Source organism: Clostridium cellulovorans 743B (assembly GCF_000145275.1).
In the GTDB taxonomy this organism is placed as follows: domain Bacteria; phylum Bacillota; class Clostridia; order Clostridiales; family Clostridiaceae; genus Clostridium_K; species Clostridium_K cellulovorans.
In genome coordinates this window covers 1,061,440-1,077,357 of the sequence record NC_014393.1, presented here as the reverse complement: position 1 = coordinate 1,077,357, position 15,918 = coordinate 1,061,440, and the positions used below count along the sequence as shown (strand labels likewise).

14 protein-coding genes are annotated in these 15,918 nt (G+C 29.9%); all 14 read right to left on the bottom strand.

The window, feature by feature from the left end:
* Positions 1–25 precede the first annotated feature (25 nt).
* Positions 26–808, bottom strand: coding sequence for a class I SAM-dependent methyltransferase (locus CLOCEL_RS04435; protein WP_010076507.1), 783 nt, complete (start codon positions 806–808; stop codon positions 26–28).
* A gap of 203 nt (positions 809–1,011) precedes the next feature.
* Complete coding sequence (locus CLOCEL_RS04430; protein WP_010076508.1) at positions 1,012–1,980, bottom strand: NAD-dependent epimerase/dehydratase family protein; 969 nt, start codon at positions 1,978–1,980, stop codon at positions 1,012–1,014.
* Between the two features lie 30 nt (positions 1,981–2,010).
* The gene (locus CLOCEL_RS04425; RefSeq protein WP_010076509.1) at positions 2,011–2,646 is read right to left on the bottom strand and encodes an HAD family hydrolase; all 636 of its coding nucleotides are present in this window, start codon (positions 2,644–2,646) and stop codon (positions 2,011–2,013) included.
* Between the two features lie 74 nt (positions 2,647–2,720).
* Positions 2,721–3,356 (bottom strand): tRNA-uridine aminocarboxypropyltransferase, encoded by a 636-nt coding sequence (locus tag CLOCEL_RS04420; RefSeq protein ID WP_010076510.1) that lies wholly within the window; start codon positions 3,354–3,356, stop codon positions 2,721–2,723.
* A 45-nt stretch (positions 3,357–3,401) separates the two neighbouring features.
* Positions 3,402–3,917: an HAD family hydrolase gene (locus CLOCEL_RS04415; protein ID WP_242655217.1), complete on the bottom strand. Its 516-nt coding sequence runs from the start codon at positions 3,915–3,917 to the stop codon at positions 3,402–3,404.
* A 343-nt stretch (positions 3,918–4,260) separates the two neighbouring features.
* Positions 4,261–4,425: a hypothetical protein gene (locus tag CLOCEL_RS23045; RefSeq protein ID WP_010076512.1), complete on the bottom strand. Its 165-nt coding sequence runs from the start codon at positions 4,423–4,425 to the stop codon at positions 4,261–4,263.
* A gap of 99 nt (positions 4,426–4,524) precedes the next feature.
* Entirely contained in the window at positions 4,525–4,704 is a 180-nt protein-coding gene (locus tag CLOCEL_RS04410; protein ID WP_010076513.1) for a hypothetical protein, read from the bottom strand.
* A gap of 87 nt (positions 4,705–4,791) precedes the next feature.
* Positions 4,792–5,493, bottom strand: coding sequence for a flavodoxin family protein (locus CLOCEL_RS04405; protein ID WP_010076514.1), 702 nt, complete (start codon positions 5,491–5,493; stop codon positions 4,792–4,794).
* Positions 5,494–5,514: 21 nt separating this feature from the next.
* Positions 5,515–8,595 (bottom strand): type 2 lanthipeptide synthetase LanM family protein, encoded by a 3,081-nt coding sequence (locus CLOCEL_RS04400; RefSeq protein ID WP_010076515.1) that lies wholly within the window; start codon positions 8,593–8,595, stop codon positions 5,515–5,517.
* A gap of 705 nt (positions 8,596–9,300) precedes the next feature.
* Positions 9,301–10,692 carry a right-handed parallel beta-helix repeat-containing protein gene (locus CLOCEL_RS04395; protein ID WP_010076517.1) on the bottom strand — a complete coding sequence of 464 codons (1,392 nt, stop codon included), beginning with the start codon at positions 10,690–10,692 and terminating at the stop codon, positions 9,301–9,303.
* 928 nt (positions 10,693–11,620) lie between these two features.
* Positions 11,621–12,427 carry an ABC transporter ATP-binding protein gene (locus CLOCEL_RS04385; RefSeq protein ID WP_010076519.1) on the bottom strand — a complete coding sequence of 269 codons (807 nt, stop codon included), beginning with the start codon at positions 12,425–12,427 and terminating at the stop codon, positions 11,621–11,623.
* Positions 12,427–13,458, bottom strand: a complete 1,032-nt coding sequence (locus CLOCEL_RS04380; protein WP_013291626.1) for a FecCD family ABC transporter permease — start codon at positions 13,456–13,458, stop codon at positions 12,427–12,429. The genes CLOCEL_RS04385 and CLOCEL_RS04380 overlap by 1 nt, the downstream gene beginning before the upstream one ends.
* On the bottom strand, positions 13,455–14,453 hold the full coding sequence (locus CLOCEL_RS04375) for a FecCD family ABC transporter permease (RefSeq protein ID WP_010076521.1): 999 nt from the start codon (positions 14,451–14,453) through the stop codon (positions 13,455–13,457). The genes CLOCEL_RS04380 and CLOCEL_RS04375 overlap by 4 nt, the downstream gene beginning before the upstream one ends.
* Positions 14,450–15,478: an iron-siderophore ABC transporter substrate-binding protein gene (locus CLOCEL_RS04370; RefSeq protein WP_010076522.1), complete on the bottom strand. Its 1,029-nt coding sequence runs from the start codon at positions 15,476–15,478 to the stop codon at positions 14,450–14,452. The genes CLOCEL_RS04375 and CLOCEL_RS04370 overlap by 4 nt, the downstream gene beginning before the upstream one ends.
* Positions 15,479–15,918: the final 440 nt, after the last annotated feature.

Sequence of the window (15,918 nt, the reverse complement as noted above, 5' to 3'; positions counted from 1 at the left end):
AATTAATTATATCTTTTATGGTCAGCTATTCTTTCTGCCCAATATATAGGAAATGTTCACCTGTACCTATCAAATTTTTATCAGTACTTAATCTAAACCCTATTTCAATCCACTTTTTATATTGTTCATCACTAAGTGAATATAGTTCTTTTTCTTTGCTTCCTAAAATATTTTCTACACTAGCAAATACTAATTCCTTTATATAATAGCTAGACATTAACGATTTAGCTTCACTTGGACTTGAAAAATAAGCACTAGTAAATCCTTCCTCTGGTCTATTTTCTCCACTTTTTAGATATCTTAAAACATCTTGTATGTCATTAATTTCATAAAAATATTTTAGAGCATCCTGAATTGGCGCATAATTTGAAATAAATGTCGCAAAAATAATACCACCTGGTTTTAATAACCTTAAAGCACCCTCCACAGCAAGTTTTCTCTGATCTTCTTTGACTAAATGATAAAGAGGTCCCATTAGCAAAATCACATCATATTTTTGTTCATATTTCTCCAACTCAAGTGCATTACCATAAATATATTCTTTAAGCCCAACATTAAATTCTTTTGCCTTTTCTTTTGCTACCTCAATATTTCTGCTTGATAAATCTAAAAGAGAAACCTTATGTCCTTTTTCTGCTAAATAAAAAGAATATCTACCTGGCCCGCCACCTATATCAAATACTTCTAAACTTTCGCCAATAATGTATTTATCTAAATATCGTTTTGTAATATCAAATTCTAATTTATGGCGCTCAAGCCGTTCCCATTCATCATAGATATTATCATAATAATTTTCAATCACGTTCATTTAATTATCCCTCCAACGTTATATTTCAAGATTATAACACTTATATAACAATTAGTTAAGTAAGCCTGCTATTTTAACTTTTTTAATATCCTATATTTCCCTCCTAAAAATAAAAACTCCTTAGCTTTAACTAAGAAGTTTTTCTCACTACATATATTTGAATAGAAGGCACAGTCTTCTCCCAACTTAACAAAAAATATTCGCTATATATAATTTAAGTCCATGATTATGCTTTCTTCATTCCGTATTATATCCTCTTTAAAAATTATGCTATCCTTATTATTACAATACCATCCAAAAGCAATTTTTAGACCATGTTCAAAATCAGTTTCATTACTATAAAATTCATTAATTTTCGATGTATCAAGTACATTATCATAGTCAAAGAACGGAAAGAAATCTCTTACACATCTATTGTATTTTTTATAATCATACTCAATTATTCTCGCTTTTTTACCAGCTACATTTTCACAACATTCAATCCATTCTTTTATCGTAAAAGATTTCTTATTTCCTACATTAAAGATAGAAATTGTATCAAGCTTAGCATTTAGTAAAGTTAAAATAATATTTGCTAAATCAGTTGTATAAATGAACTGCAAATATGTATTCCCGCTATTTGGTATAATAATCGGTCTGTCGCTACAAATATGTTCAAAAATAAAACTTTCTCTTTGAGCATAGTTATTTTCTCCATAAACATAAGGAGGTCTTATAATTATTAAATTGGTCTTGGTCTGCTGAAAGCTTTCAATCAAAAAGCTCTCAGCCTCTATTTTATTTGCTCCATAGGCTGTCCAATATTTATTTTCTTTTAGTGGTGTTTCTTCATTATATGGAATACTAAAATTTTCAACATCATAAACAGCACTTGAACTTATAAATAGAAACTGTTTTAAGTTTTCCTTATTCAAAGAATCATATAAAATTTCCGCTTGTAATCTATTTAAAGCAGACACATCTATAACAATATCAAAGACGTATTTGCTTAAAATATTCTTCATTTCTTCTGCATCATTTCTATCACATTTTAAGTTAATTACTCTTTTATCATTGTCTTCTCTTGTCCCTCTATTAAGAGTGTAAATTGAATAGTCGTTATCCAATAGAATATCAACTATCTTTTTGCCTATGAAATAACTGCCCCCCATTAGTAAAACTTGCTTTTTCATCTTATAGCCCCCTTTTGTATACTCTACCTATCAACCAAGTAGTTCTATCAGCTCATCTAAATTTTCAATGGTATAATCAGGTTCATATTCCTTTGATTTCGGAATTTGCATTCCTCCAAAACCTTGCTTAATCCAAATTGTTTTCATTCCAATTCTTTTTGCAGGATAAATATCATTATCTAATCTATCACCAATCATAACAGCATTTATCGCATTACACTTACTTTTTTGTAACGCCCTTTCATAGAAACTAATATCCGGCTTTTCAAGTCCCTCTTCTGCTGAAGCTAATATGATATCAAAATATTTTATCAATCCATATTCTGTTAACCTCTTAGAAGTTCCTAGTGATTGATTTGCTATTATGCCCATCTTATATATTTTATGTAGCCTTTCAAGAACCCCTATTGAATTATCATATAAAGCTTCTAATTCCCTTGGGTATGGTTCAAATTCTTCAATGCCCAAAGATTTTAATGCAGTAGCATAAGGTTGCTTATACTCCACAGAAGCTTGTACCATAGCTTGATATATATCATCATAGGAGTACTTTTTCTGCTTTTCTCTTTGCCTACTTACTGTATCAGTAATTCTTTTAATGTAACACTTTTCTTCATTAACAAGAGTGCCACCGATATCCCAAAATAACCATTTAACATTGTCCATAAAAAGCACCCCTTTCTATTTTTTCAAATTACATAAGATATCTCTATTCTTTAAAAATTACTAGAGTGCCTTATCTAGTCTTTTAACATTATACCATTGACCCCTACTTTAAAACTTTTTATAAATAGATCAAATTCATCTTTAATTACCTGTGCATTCTCAAACTCATGGTTTAACTTAAGTACTTCAATTGCTGTTTCAATAGTACACAGTTCTCCTTCTGATGCACCTCTCCTCAAAGTATACTCTGACTTATGAATTGGATCTAGTGAGATTCTTGGCAATCTTTTTAAATAATCACTCTTTCTTAGGATTTTTCTAGCTTCTTTCCATGTACCATCCAATATAACAAATACTGGAGTTCTTTCTGAATTTTTATATTCATAATTTACTTCTGATAAATCATCATTCTCTGTAGGAAATAGTATATATACCTGATAATCCTCACTATTAATATACTCAATCAACTTCTCAGGGAAATTTGTTCTCTCCCAAAGAATCAACTCGGTTGATTCTGGATTAACCAATTTTAGCAACCTAGCTGTATTTGAAGGTCTACTGAATTCTTTTTCTGTTGACAATATACATATCCTTGACTTTGTATCTATCTTAGGAACAATATCACAGATACAATTTATAACTGGTAACCCGCATTTGTTGCAACTCTCATACAACTTTGTGATTTGTTTAACTTTAAATTTAGAATCCATCGTCTCACCTTTTTAGTATTTTAGCCAAACTATAAAAATATTAAGTTAACTAATTTTAATCTCTGTATTATTATTTAAATAATCTTTAAACTTGTTAAAACCACTTTCAGTTGAATCCCAATGTATGAACTTCATATTCAGCTTTTCTGTTTCTTCTGGAAAACCAAAATTATCATCCATATAAATCACTTCATCTGCGTTTACTCCCAATCTTTCACATGCAATCTTGTATATTTCTGGTTGTGGCTTCTCCACTCCCTCAACTTCTGAATTGATAAAATCCATGAATTTAGAATATCCAAAGTATTCATCCCAGTAATTATATGTTGCTCTCGGTCCGTTATTAACAACACACAGCTTAAAATGTTTCTTTAATAAGGGAAGTATCTCCCATAATGGTTCATACTTTTCATAGGCTGTAACAATTTCTATAACTTCATCTTCTGTAGCAGTATTTTGTAAAAGCTTACTATATATTTCTTTTATTCTTTCATCATTTTTACCGTTACTTTCAACTAATACACCATGCCAGTCAAATAATATTCCTTTTATCAACTGCATTCCTCCTTATGCACTCTCTATAATACACAAATATATTTATATTCTATACCATAAAGAAAATAAATACCAATATATACAAGTATCAGTTTCCTTCTTTGAATGATTATATCGAATATTTATATTTTTACATAGGAAAATCAATGATTTATTGCAAGATACCTTAGAATATAAAAACTAAATGATAAGAGAGAACCTTCTTTGGAAAATTCTCTCTTATCATTTAGTTTTATAATAAGTTAAATTAAGAATATTTAACAGAACATCATCCCTATTTGTTACAATGTTTAAGATTCTATATATATATTACTTATATATATATATATAATCTACTCTATATCCTCTATTATACAGTAAGTTTAATAGAAGGAATAGTCCATGTAATACAACAACTTAAAGTGTATTGAGGAGAGGTTACGGTTACAAACCCATCCCCACCAGTCATTTGAGAAGATGCCATTTCTTCATAATTTTTTTGTTCAAATATTGCTCCAATTTTATAATTAGCCATATTAACAACTCCTTTATTTTTAATTATTTCCCCTATTTATTACAATGTTTTAATTATATATATGTATTTAATACTTATATATTAGGTACTCCCTATTCTCTATTGTATAGTAAGTTTAGGAGTAGTAATGGTAGGAATATGAGGAATAGTTAATGTAGGACAGTAGCTTACTGTTATCTGATTTGTAGTAAAAATGAAACCATCGCCAGCTACTTGACAAGATGCCATTTCCTCATAATTTTTTTGTTCAAATGTTTGTCCAATTTTATAATTAGTCATATTAACAACTCCTTTATTTTTGATTATTTTTTCTGTTAAATACTCTTAATAAGTAACAAATAAGCATATCTTATGATAAACTTCAATCTAATTATGTAAATTTAACCTATATAAGAGATAATCTTTAAATGTGAAATAGTTGAACATATCATTTTCTCTCCAATATTCATGTTCATATCCACTTTGTTCAATTAAACTCATTCTTAAACTTTTATATAATGTATGTTGAAAAGAACTTACATTAATACAGTCTGGTTCTTTTAAAAATTCTAAAACAACCTCATTGATAGAATTGAATGTTCCTTCTATTTTTTCAATAGGAGTCATATCATCAATAGTAATTTCCCCTAGTACAATTCCCCCCAGAGCAGACATAATTTTTTTTAAATAACTAATTACATACTCAGCACCACTATTACCTGTAGAAGTACATACTATGACAGGCTTTCCAATTAAGTGAAATGTATGAGTCCAATATCCTAATCTATCTATTAGATTCTTCATAAACCCTGATACATGGTGTACATACACAGGAGATGACATTATAATTAAGTCTGCCTCTAATAAGTCTTTTTTTATATTTTTCATATCATCTATAGAATCTAATGGACAAATACCAGTTTCAAAACACGAACAACAACCTCGACAATATCTAATATCTAGTGAATCTGCTGTGATTATTTTAATATCATCATTCTTATATTTTTCATTGCTAACATATTTTTTAATTACTTGATATTCCCTTGAATTTTCACCATTCATACTTGCTATAATTCCAAATATTTTCATATTACCTCCATTAGAAATTAATTAATCAAGTGTTAAAACACTTGGAATCTTATCTGGGAAAAGTGTTCTTAGCATAGAATAACCAATTCCTGATAACCCTGAAAACAATCCATAATTTCTAAATTGAATTAGTTCATCTATTAGAAAAACACCGTTTCTTTTATAAAAATCAAGCATTTGATTTCTTTTCATCAGTATCATTTCCTTTATCAATGGGTCATCTTTAATTAATGATAAAGACGCTAAAAAATCTAATTCGCCAGCTAATCCATTACTTAAGCTCATCTCATCAAAGCTATAATCCTTTATTGCATCAATAGTTAGATTAATATAATTATCTAATCTGGAATCTTCGGTATATTTCTTGCACCCAAGTGCGCCAATACCTAATCCAACAATTCCATTACTCCATGATAAAATGTCTTTTGAAGTATCTAATAATTTGGGGGCTTTCAGGTTGTGTATTTGTTCCTCACATAGAGCTAGTATTTTTTCGATTTCAACATTATAATCTTTTTTTAGCAGCAATTGTCCTACTAATAAAGCATATAATATTCCAATTAAGCCATGTCCAAATCCTACACTACATGTATTAACAATTTGGTTATCTAGATTATTACAAATTGACTCAATAACTCCATCTGCTACTTTTAAAACTAGATCACTTTTATACTTGGTTTTGTTAATATTATCTATTACTTTTATCAGGCTAGAAACTCCGTCCAACCAATGAATTTTGTCCATTTTCATATTATCTTTATTGATAAAAATAATAGTATCTTGTATCATTTTAAAATTATTATCTTTGTCACATTTTAATAACGTATATAAACTGCCTGCTCCGCCTTTAAATACTGTATTTTCAACAGGTTCCTTGTAATATCTTACATCTCGTATTAAACCCTTTGTGAAGTTTTCTATATCTTCATTCTTTTGTATACTATTCAAATAATAGAAGTATAATAAGATACCCGATCTTCCCGAATATAAACCATTATTTAAGTATGTAAACTTTGAAATCTCCTCAGTGTCGTCTATATATTCCCATGAAATACTTTTTTCAGTTATTACAGCACCCTGCATTATTTTTTCTGCAATAGAATTACATACTTCAATTACTTCTTCATCCTGATATATTCTTAAATTACTTTTGCTTATTTCTTTAGCAAGTTCCTTTTTTCTTTCGTTTACTAAGATACTATAATCACCTAGTAGTATGCATAATTTCATTTGTTCTTTTTCGGCTATTTCTTTTGTTAAATTAGAAATTGTATTAATTACCTTTGATAGTACATCTTCTTTAAAATAATCGCTTATATAAGCTCCATTACTAGTTTTTAAATATGTTTTTGAAGTACTTGTATAAAATATCGGTATTTCTAAATGCAACATATCCATAATTTCATATTTAACTAGCCGCTTATCACTATATAAATATGCCCAATTATTTTCTAACAATTTTTCAATTCTTGCCATATCATTTAAGTAATGAGGGTGATCCATATAATCAACTAAATTATTATATATAGCTGTAGCCTTCATAACCTGACGTACTTGTAAATCATTGAATGTTTCTTTTATAAAAACCTTTAATTCGTCAATATTTTTCAATATCCAATCTAAGGTGTCATTAAATCCATTATAGATATATCCCTTGAAATTTTTGTACTCTTGAAATTCTCCATTTAAAGTGGACCTATTATTATTTTGATTTAAGATATAACTGTTCTCATACTCAAAACCCATATCATCGGTGTGGACATTTTTGGCAATCAATATTTTTCTAGTTATCGGTTTAGTATTACCACCTGATAAAGCACTAATATCAATTCCATCACCCTCATGCCCCATAGGAAAACTCATCGGAAGCAAACCAGTTCCACTTAAATTTAACACTTGCGTATCTATCACTTTAACATTTGCATCATCTATATTATGTGTGAAATTAACTTGTGTAAAAAATGTTTCGAAATCAATTATACACGGGTACTGATTATGTGCTATAAGATTTTCGAAATGCATATCTGAACCACTTAACAGGCTAATTAATGCAGTTAACATACCAAATCTATAGTAGTAATCTTTAACTTCTACTATAGTTTTGCAAGATTGCATCTCAATAAATTGTTCAATAGTAAAAGTTTTTGCATAAAAAACTATATTAATAAATAAATCCTTAAGTCCACTATTTTTGTTAGCAAACTCTATAAATTTATTAAATGCTTTTTCTATATACGAATTTCTCGGTTTATAAATATACTTTTTCTCATTATCAAACTGAATTTCAGCAACTGATTTTCCCTGCTGATGTGTATCTCCTAGAGACACCTTAATATCTCTTATATTATTCGTACCTATATTGAATAATTCATTAATCCCTACAAAATTCACATCTAAATCTAAAATCATATCTTTTACTGATGTTAATAAATCCAACATTTTCTGTGTAACAAAACGACCTAAAACTGGATACTTATCATAAAATAATTGTATTTGAGTAGGTGACTTATAACATAACTCTAAAAAGTTTAAATATCTATCTCTGCCATCTTTTCCTTCCAAGATATTTTCTTCTTTATAATCAGTGATCTCTACTATAAGACATTTCCAAGTTAATTTGTCCAATTGAGAAACAATGGAATCAATTAACTTTTCAATCAAATCAGCTTCAATTTTAATATTCTTAAGATCATTCTTCACATTATATAACTCTTTTTTTACAAACAGTTTGAAAGGTAATACTAATTGCTCACAAAAGACAGGCTCATTTTGATAGATAGTTTCAAATTGTTTCATTAAATCTTTATATAATTTAAACCAATCTAGCTTTTCTAAATATTCTATAAGAATATTTTCTTCATCATCCGTAAAGGATTTTAACGCAAATGCTAATTCCTCCTTTTTAATATCCATATGTTCGAGTTCTTCTATAAACACTTGAGGAGATACGAGACTCCTAATATTAAGCCACTTTTCATCCAATATTATAGTATCTTCAATTGTTGTTAATTGATTTTCTTTAAATGCATTTAATCTTTCTTCAATAGTAAGTGTCTGAGTAAAGCTTTTCATATTTATATTTAATTGTTTTACATTATTCATTTTTCATTTTACCTTCCACTTTTAGACATATATTAACTTCATTCTATCTATATACAACTAGTTATATGGTTTATAATTCAAATATATCCATCTTAAGTTATCTGTATTCTATTATATTCTACATTTTCATATATTTTCCTCCCTACATAATGTAATCATAACATTCAATAGAAAACTATCTTACTTTTTAACGAACATTACAACTTAAAATTTTGTAACAATAAAATGCTCATCTGTATAAATATTTTAAATTATGCATTTTTACTAAAAAATTCATGTATAATAGAATCTATATACCAATGATTAACCAAATTATACAATTAAATAATTTCTCAACTATATATTTCATTATTGAAACATATATAAAAAGTTTTTGAATACACTGAAGATAAATAATAAACTATTTATTAGACTTAGAAAGGAGGGTAAATTACAATGGTATCTTTTTGCACTGCTGCTTTTCCTTGGGTTGCTTTTTCAATTGGCCTTGCTGTTTTCCTTACTTATACGAATTCAAAAACAAAACTAAAGAAAATGGAAAATAAAAATTTCTAATTGCTGTAGGAGTTATAAATAATAAAAAGATGGCAATCCCATTCCTATTAGATACAAGATTTGCCATCTTTAGATATAATAATATGATATTGTTCACAGAGCAAAGATTTTCCCTGATCTTTGCTCTATTTAATTTCCCTTTTCCATATATTACCAACCAGCTGTTGTACTTTTTATTCTGTCAAAAAGGGATTGACCATTTCCAGCACCAGTACAATCAATCATTACAAAAGTTGCTGGATTTCCATTTCCTGTGTAACCATTTTTCACATTGTTATTAGCTTTACAGCCCTTTAACTTATGAGCTACAGATGCAGTGTCATCTCCAAGTTTAAATCCATTTCCATCTCCGCCAGTCTTTGAACCATCTGTAAATTTTCCATTATTGGAAGCTTCACAATTTTCAAAAGTAACTACGCCGATAGCTCCTGTATCTGCTTTAGTATACAAATCCCATCCATCGTCACAATTATAAACTGCTGTACAGTCTACAAACTTATTGCCTACGCCACAAGTTAATTTTGCTGCAAATCCATCTGCATTTTCACGAGTTGAATCTACATTTTCTGTTGAGAAGCAATCAATGATTAAGTTATTGCTAGGCCATTGGCTCATTGAAGTATAAGCTGTATTATATCTTGATAATTGAAGTCCTGAATCGTGGTTTTCTCTAAATGTACAACTTTCAATTTTATTGTTATGTCCTGAAAGTAACATTCCGTTATCCCCAGCACCTTTGATCGTAACTCCTTTAAAGTGCCAGTAGTTAGCGTCTAAAACTATTCCTCTGTTAGAAGCATTTTCAGCCATAACTGAAAAATCAATAATTGGTTCTCCATCCCCATAAGCATATACTTTTTTCATTGCGCTAGAAGTACCATTATTTCCTTCCTTAACAAAAATTGTGCTTGAATATTTATATGATCCAGCCTTTAAAAAGATTGTATTTCCAGGTTGTATAGTATTAATTGCTTGTTGTAAAGTCATAGAACCATTAGGTGAAAGAATAATATCACCTGTTGCTGGTGTTGTTGGTTCAGTTGTTGGTGGTGTTGTTGGTGTCGTTGGTGTCGTTGGTGTTGTTGGTGTCGTTGGTGTTGTTGAACCATCAGTTGTAAGTTCTATGTAGAAAAGATTTGTAACGTCAGTCTTAGAAACAGTATGCGCACCTGCTGCAAGAGATAAACTAACAAGCTTACTTGTCATTGAATAATCTTTTCCATCAACTTTTATTCTTTTACCATCAACATCATTAAACACTAATTTTAATGTAGATGTCCCTGTAGTAGTAAATTTAATGCTAGTTGAGCTTTCAATTTTTAGACACTTCGTAAGAGTCAATCCATTGTAGGTAACAGTTCCTTTATCAGTGGAAAGGTTTCCAACGATTGTAAAAATAGAACTACTTGTCCCGCTAGTTGTGAAATTATGAGTAGCAATAGTTGCAGCTTCTACTGATACCATTAATGGTCCTACGCTTAACCCAGATAATAGTAATGCAAAGCAAAGTATGACAGATTGAATACGTTTTAAAATTTTCATAAAAATTAACCTCCATTTATTTTTTTATAAAATATATGTTTCGAAAATTACATAAAACACATTCTCCTCCTTTTATTACTTATTAAAACATATATTTACGGTATAATTATATAAGACTTCCCATTAAATGTCTATAAATATTTTTTTATTTCTATCGAATTAAATTTAAATTTTTTTTTAATTTTTTTATTTTTTGTGTATTTACAATAAAAGTCTATACCCTTTTCTATCTGTTATACAATCTCTTTAGTTTCTTTGTATTGGTAATCCTATTTAGATACATAAAAAAAACAGCAGAATAAATTCTCTACTGTTTTTTAATTATGCTTATCATTCCTTTTACCACTTATATAACTTATAATTAACAGAGTTATTAATGCTACATAAAATAAAATTTCAAAATAATTTTTTAACTTGCTATTTGTATGCACTATCTCTGGATAAAAAATAGGGATTATTTTTGAAATAATTAAGCCACTCAACAAAGCTAACCCTATAGGAAATTCTAATTTAATTCTTTTCTTCATTTTAATCTTAAACCACTTTCCTTTTAACTTTATGACTAAAGGACCATCCCAAATACACCATATAACCCCAATACACTAAGTTTCTGTAAGTATATTGCTAAAACTACAACCATTATACTACATAAAAGAGCAAACATAAAAAATATGTTTACTTTTCCTTGGCAACCAGAATAGTTATGCCAAAAGAACATAATGTAAATATAAAACTTAATTCAAACCAATACTTATAAAAAATGCATAAACCAATGAAAAATAACAAAAGCCCTTGAAACCAAGGACTTTTTATCAATGTATATATGTTTCATTATTGAAGCTACATCAAAAGTCTATATGATTATTGAAATATCAATAATCTATGTGTAGAATCTTTATTGAAACATATATATATAGAGAACTAAAGCTTAGTAATTATTATGATGTCTTCCTATTGGTACTATGAAAGGCGAATTGGATACCGGATCTTGTATAACCATACACTCTAATCCAAACACCGTACTTATTAATTCAGATGTTATAACCTCCGATGGTGTACCCTGATCAATTAGTTTACCTTGACGAAGAGCAAATATATAATCTGCATATCTAGCAGATAAATTTATATCATGAAGTACCATTACAATAGTAGTCCCTCTTTTGCGATTTAAATCTGTTAATAAATCAAGAATTTCCACTTGATAAGCAATGTCAAGATAAGTGGTTGGTTCATCTAAAAGAAGTATATCTGTTTGCTGAGCAAGTGCCATAGCAATCCATACTCTCTGACGCTGCCCCCCAGATAACTCATCTACACTACGATTAGCAAGTTCTGTTATTCCCATTATTTCAAGAGCTTCTTCTACAGCTTCAAAATCACTTTTGTCCATACTTTTCAAAAAGGATTGATATGGATATCTACCTCTTGAAACTAAATCCCAAACAGTTATACCCTCTGGAACTACTGGGGATTGAGGAAGTAAACCTAAAACTTGTGCTAATTGTTTAGAGGGCATTGACGTAATTTTTTTACCATCAATTACAACCTTTCCTGAAACAGGCTTAATAAGTCTAGCAAGGGTTTTGAGTAAAGTTGATTTGCCACATGCATTAGCTCCGATGATAACACTAATTTTATTACTTGGAATAGTTATATCAATTCCATCAATTATAATCTTTTTATTATATCCAGTTACTATTTCTTTTGCTTCAAATAATTGTTGTTTTTCAGCCATTATGCTTGCCCCTTTCTGTTTATAACTATTAATAGAAATAACATATATGGAGCTCCTAAAATTCCCGTAACTACACCTACAGGAAATCTTGTACTAAATAAAAACTGACCAATCATATCTGCTCCAAGTACTAATAATGCTCCAACTAAACCTGTTGACAAAACATTTGGAGCACCTTGTCCAACAAGTCTAGCTGCTATTGGTCCTGATAAAAATGCAACGAAGGCTATAGGCCCTGTAATGGAAGTTGCGAAAGCAATTAAAAATACCGCACTTAGAATTAGCGTGATCCGTATTAGATTTATTTTAAGGCCAAGCGTAGTTGCAAACTCATCTCCTAATTCTAATATCTGAAGCTGCTTTGTTAAACATAGAATAGTAGTTCCAAATATAGCAACGACAATAAATAAAGTTGGCACATCTTCAATACTCATTCCATTTAAGCTACCACTTAACCATCTAAGGGCATTTGAAACATCATGTTGCGCACCTTTAGCTAATAAATATGAAATAAGTGCATTTATCATTGCCTGCATTCCGATTCCTATAAGTATTAATCTACCACCTGAAAATCCTGATCCTTTAGATAAGATATATATAAGTACCGCTACCAGAATTCCAGAAATTACTGCCGCTATAGAAACACTGCTTCCACTGATACGAAACACCAATATGCAGAAAACTGCTGCAACACTAGAGCCTGAACTTATACCAATAATATCTGGGCTAGCTAAAGGATTCCTTAACATAGTTTGAAAAGTATTTCCTGCTATACCAAAGGCTAACCCCGCTAAAAGTCCACAAAGCATTCTTGGTAAACGTAGTGTCGCTATAGTAAAAGTAGCACCTTGTATTTCTTCTCCACTAAGAACTCTTATAACTGTATTTAAATCATAATTATTTTTACCATAAACAATCATCATTCCACAAATACATACTGTTAGAACAAGAAGAATAATATTAATGCTAATCAAACGAATTTTTCTTTTGATATAACCTTGTTTAATCATAGTGTGAGTACTTTGTATCATATAGCTCTCACCTTCGCTTTCCTAGCAATGATAATAAGAATTGGAGCTCCTAAAAATGCTGTGATAATTCCCACTTGAACTTCACCGGGACTTCCAATTACTCGTCCTAAAACATCTGAAATTATTAAAAGCATCGCTCCTCCAATAGCTGATAAAGGAACTATCCCTTTCAAATTCGAACCAAAAATAAGACGTATACTATGTGGTATCATTAGGCCTATAAATCCAATTGGTCCAGCAATTGCGGTAGTGGCGCCGGATAATATAACGCCTGCAGTTGCACATATAACTCTTATAATACCTATATTTACACCTAAACCAGTTGCAACATCGTCACCTAAGGCTAAAACATTTAACGCTGGTGTTACTGCTATACTTATTATTAACCCAATTATTATAAATGGTAATATTAAACTAATGCTCTCCCAAGTAGCACCACTTACACTGCCAACCTGCCAAAATCTAAATGCATCCATAACCTCACTTCTTGGAAGTATAACTGCGCTTACTAACGATGATAAAACAGCACTAGTAGCAGCCCCTGCTAAAGCAAGCTTTATCGGAGTCATTCCACCATTACCAATAGAAGCTACAACATAAACAAATACTGATGTTATACCAGCTCCAGCTAGTGCAAGCCAAATATATTGATTTGGTGAATTTATATTAAAAAATGCTATTCCAATTACAACAAATAAAGATGCACCTGTGTTAACTCCTAGGATACTTGGATCTGCTATTGGATTTCTAGTTATTGATTGCATAAGGGCTCCTGATATTCCAAGAGAAGCCCCTGCCATAATACTAAAAATAGTTCTTGGTATACGCTCACGAACCACTAATGCAGCAAAAGACGTATCATCAGTATGTAATAAAGCATTTATAGCTTGGCCAAATCCTATATTTTTTGATCCCCAAGCTAATGATGCAAGTACGCAGATGCCTAGGATAGCAAAAGTCGCTAAATATATACCTATTATTTTTGTAAGCTTCATTTTACTTTATCTGCTGCCTCTCCAATTATCTTTAAATATTCATCTATTGTTGCTGGAATAGATAAAGCACTTGGAGTACAAGATGCTGCTAATGCTGATCCATCTTCTATAACTGCAACAGCACCATTTTTTATTGCTGGAACTGTTCCTAATAAAGTATCTGCTTGAAGTTGTTTTAATAACTCACCTTTTCCATAAGTGACCATTACATCTATATCTGTTAATTTATCAATATTTTCTGAACTAATTTCAAGAGCAAAACTACTTGAAGTCTCTGCAAGCTTCTTAACACTTTCAGGAACTTCTAATCCTAAATCAGTTAAATATGCTGCACGAGGATCTGTTGGAAGATATACATAAAACTTACCTAAGTCAGCTGGGTTAAAGTAACAAAAGGCAACTTTTTTTCCTTTGATACTAGAATATTCACTAGTTTTTTCTGTTATTAATTTTTCTAAATCTGAAACTAATTTATTTCCTTCATCCTTTTTACCTATTGCATTTGCGTTTATTGTTATTTGATCTCTCCAATATGTTTGCCAAGCGAACTTAGGATATGCTACAACAGGAGCAATTTTACTTAATAAATCATATTCCTCTTGTGTAATTCCTGAGTATGCAGCTAATATAACATCTGGATTAGAATTACTTATAGCCTCATAATCTAAACCATCTACATCATCAAAAGTAACAGGCTTTTCTACGCCTAATTCCTTATATTTTGCTGCTGTCCAAGGTAATAGTCCATTCTCATCTGACTTACCATAGTTGGCCTTAGATACACCTGCTGGTATAATTCCTAAGGCTAAAGGTACATCTTGATTTCCCCAAGAAATCGTAGCGACATTTTTTGGTTGCTCTTCTATTACAGTTTCTCCATATGCATGTTTAACTGTAATTGGATAAGCGACAGAAGCACTTTCTTCTACCTTTGCTTTATCTTGATTTTTTTCTGCTGCGTTTGAGCATCCTGATATTAGCAAAACAGAAGCAAGGATCAGGGAACTTATTTTCTTTAGTTTCATAATGGGCCTCCTAATTGTTATATATATTTTGTTATGTCAATTTCTAATTGATAATGATAATGATAATACTTATCATTTATGTTCTATATTATTTTATATTCGTCATTAAAATTTGTCAACCCTATATTAAAAAGCATCATCTTAAAACTTGTGACAATAATTATCGGTAATAGCCATTTGATCAAATATCAGTTAATTAATAAAACACATTTTGGAGTGCTTCTTTAACAAAGGAAGTACTTCCCATAATAGTTCATACTTTTTATACACTTTAATAGTTCATACTTTTTATACACTTTAACAATTTCTATAATTTCATCTTTCGTAACAGTATTTTGTAAAAGCTTAACTGCAAAATTACAGCAGTACGAATCGTACTGCTGTCTTTAGCTATAATCATATATTATTTTGTGGACCTGTATTAAATTACTCAATAATAA

Bases quoted from the DNA above. Each gene is read 5' to 3' on its own strand.
- CLOCEL_RS04435 (WP_010076507.1), bottom strand. From the start codon at position 808: ATGAACGTGATTGAAAATTATTATGATAATATCTATGATGAATGGGAA.
- CLOCEL_RS04430 (WP_010076508.1), bottom strand. From the start codon at position 1,980: ATGAAAAAGCAAGTTTTACTAATGGGGGGCAGTTATTTCATAGGCAAA.
- CLOCEL_RS04425 (WP_010076509.1), bottom strand. From the start codon at position 2,646: ATGGACAATGTTAAATGGTTATTTTGGGATATCGGTGGCACTCTTGTT.
- CLOCEL_RS04420 (WP_010076510.1), bottom strand. From the start codon at position 3,356: ATGGATTCTAAATTTAAAGTTAAACAAATCACAAAGTTGTATGAGAGT.
- CLOCEL_RS04415 (WP_242655217.1), bottom strand. From the start codon at position 3,917: ATGCAGTTGATAAAAGGAATATTATTTGACTGGCATGGTGTATTAGTT.
- CLOCEL_RS23045 (WP_010076512.1), bottom strand. From the start codon at position 4,425: ATGGCTAATTATAAAATTGGAGCAATATTTGAACAAAAAAATTATGAA.
- CLOCEL_RS04410 (WP_010076513.1), bottom strand. From the start codon at position 4,704: ATGACTAATTATAAAATTGGACAAACATTTGAACAAAAAAATTATGAG.
- CLOCEL_RS04405 (WP_010076514.1), bottom strand. From the start codon at position 5,493: ATGAAAATATTTGGAATTATAGCAAGTATGAATGGTGAAAATTCAAGG.
- CLOCEL_RS04400 (WP_010076515.1), bottom strand. From the start codon at position 8,595: ATGAATAATGTAAAACAATTAAATATAAATATGAAAAGCTTTACTCAG.
- CLOCEL_RS04395 (WP_010076517.1), bottom strand. From the start codon at position 10,692: ATGAAAATTTTAAAACGTATTCAATCTGTCATACTTTGCTTTGCATTA.
- CLOCEL_RS04385 (WP_010076519.1), bottom strand. From the start codon at position 12,427: ATGGCTGAAAAACAACAATTATTTGAAGCAAAAGAAATAGTAACTGGA.
- CLOCEL_RS04380 (WP_013291626.1), bottom strand. From the start codon at position 13,458: ATGATACAAAGTACTCACACTATGATTAAACAAGGTTATATCAAAAGA.
- CLOCEL_RS04375 (WP_010076521.1), bottom strand. From the start codon at position 14,453: ATGAAGCTTACAAAAATAATAGGTATATATTTAGCGACTTTTGCTATC.
- CLOCEL_RS04370 (WP_010076522.1), bottom strand. From the start codon at position 15,478: ATGAAACTAAAGAAAATAAGTTCCCTGATCCTTGCTTCTGTTTTGCTA.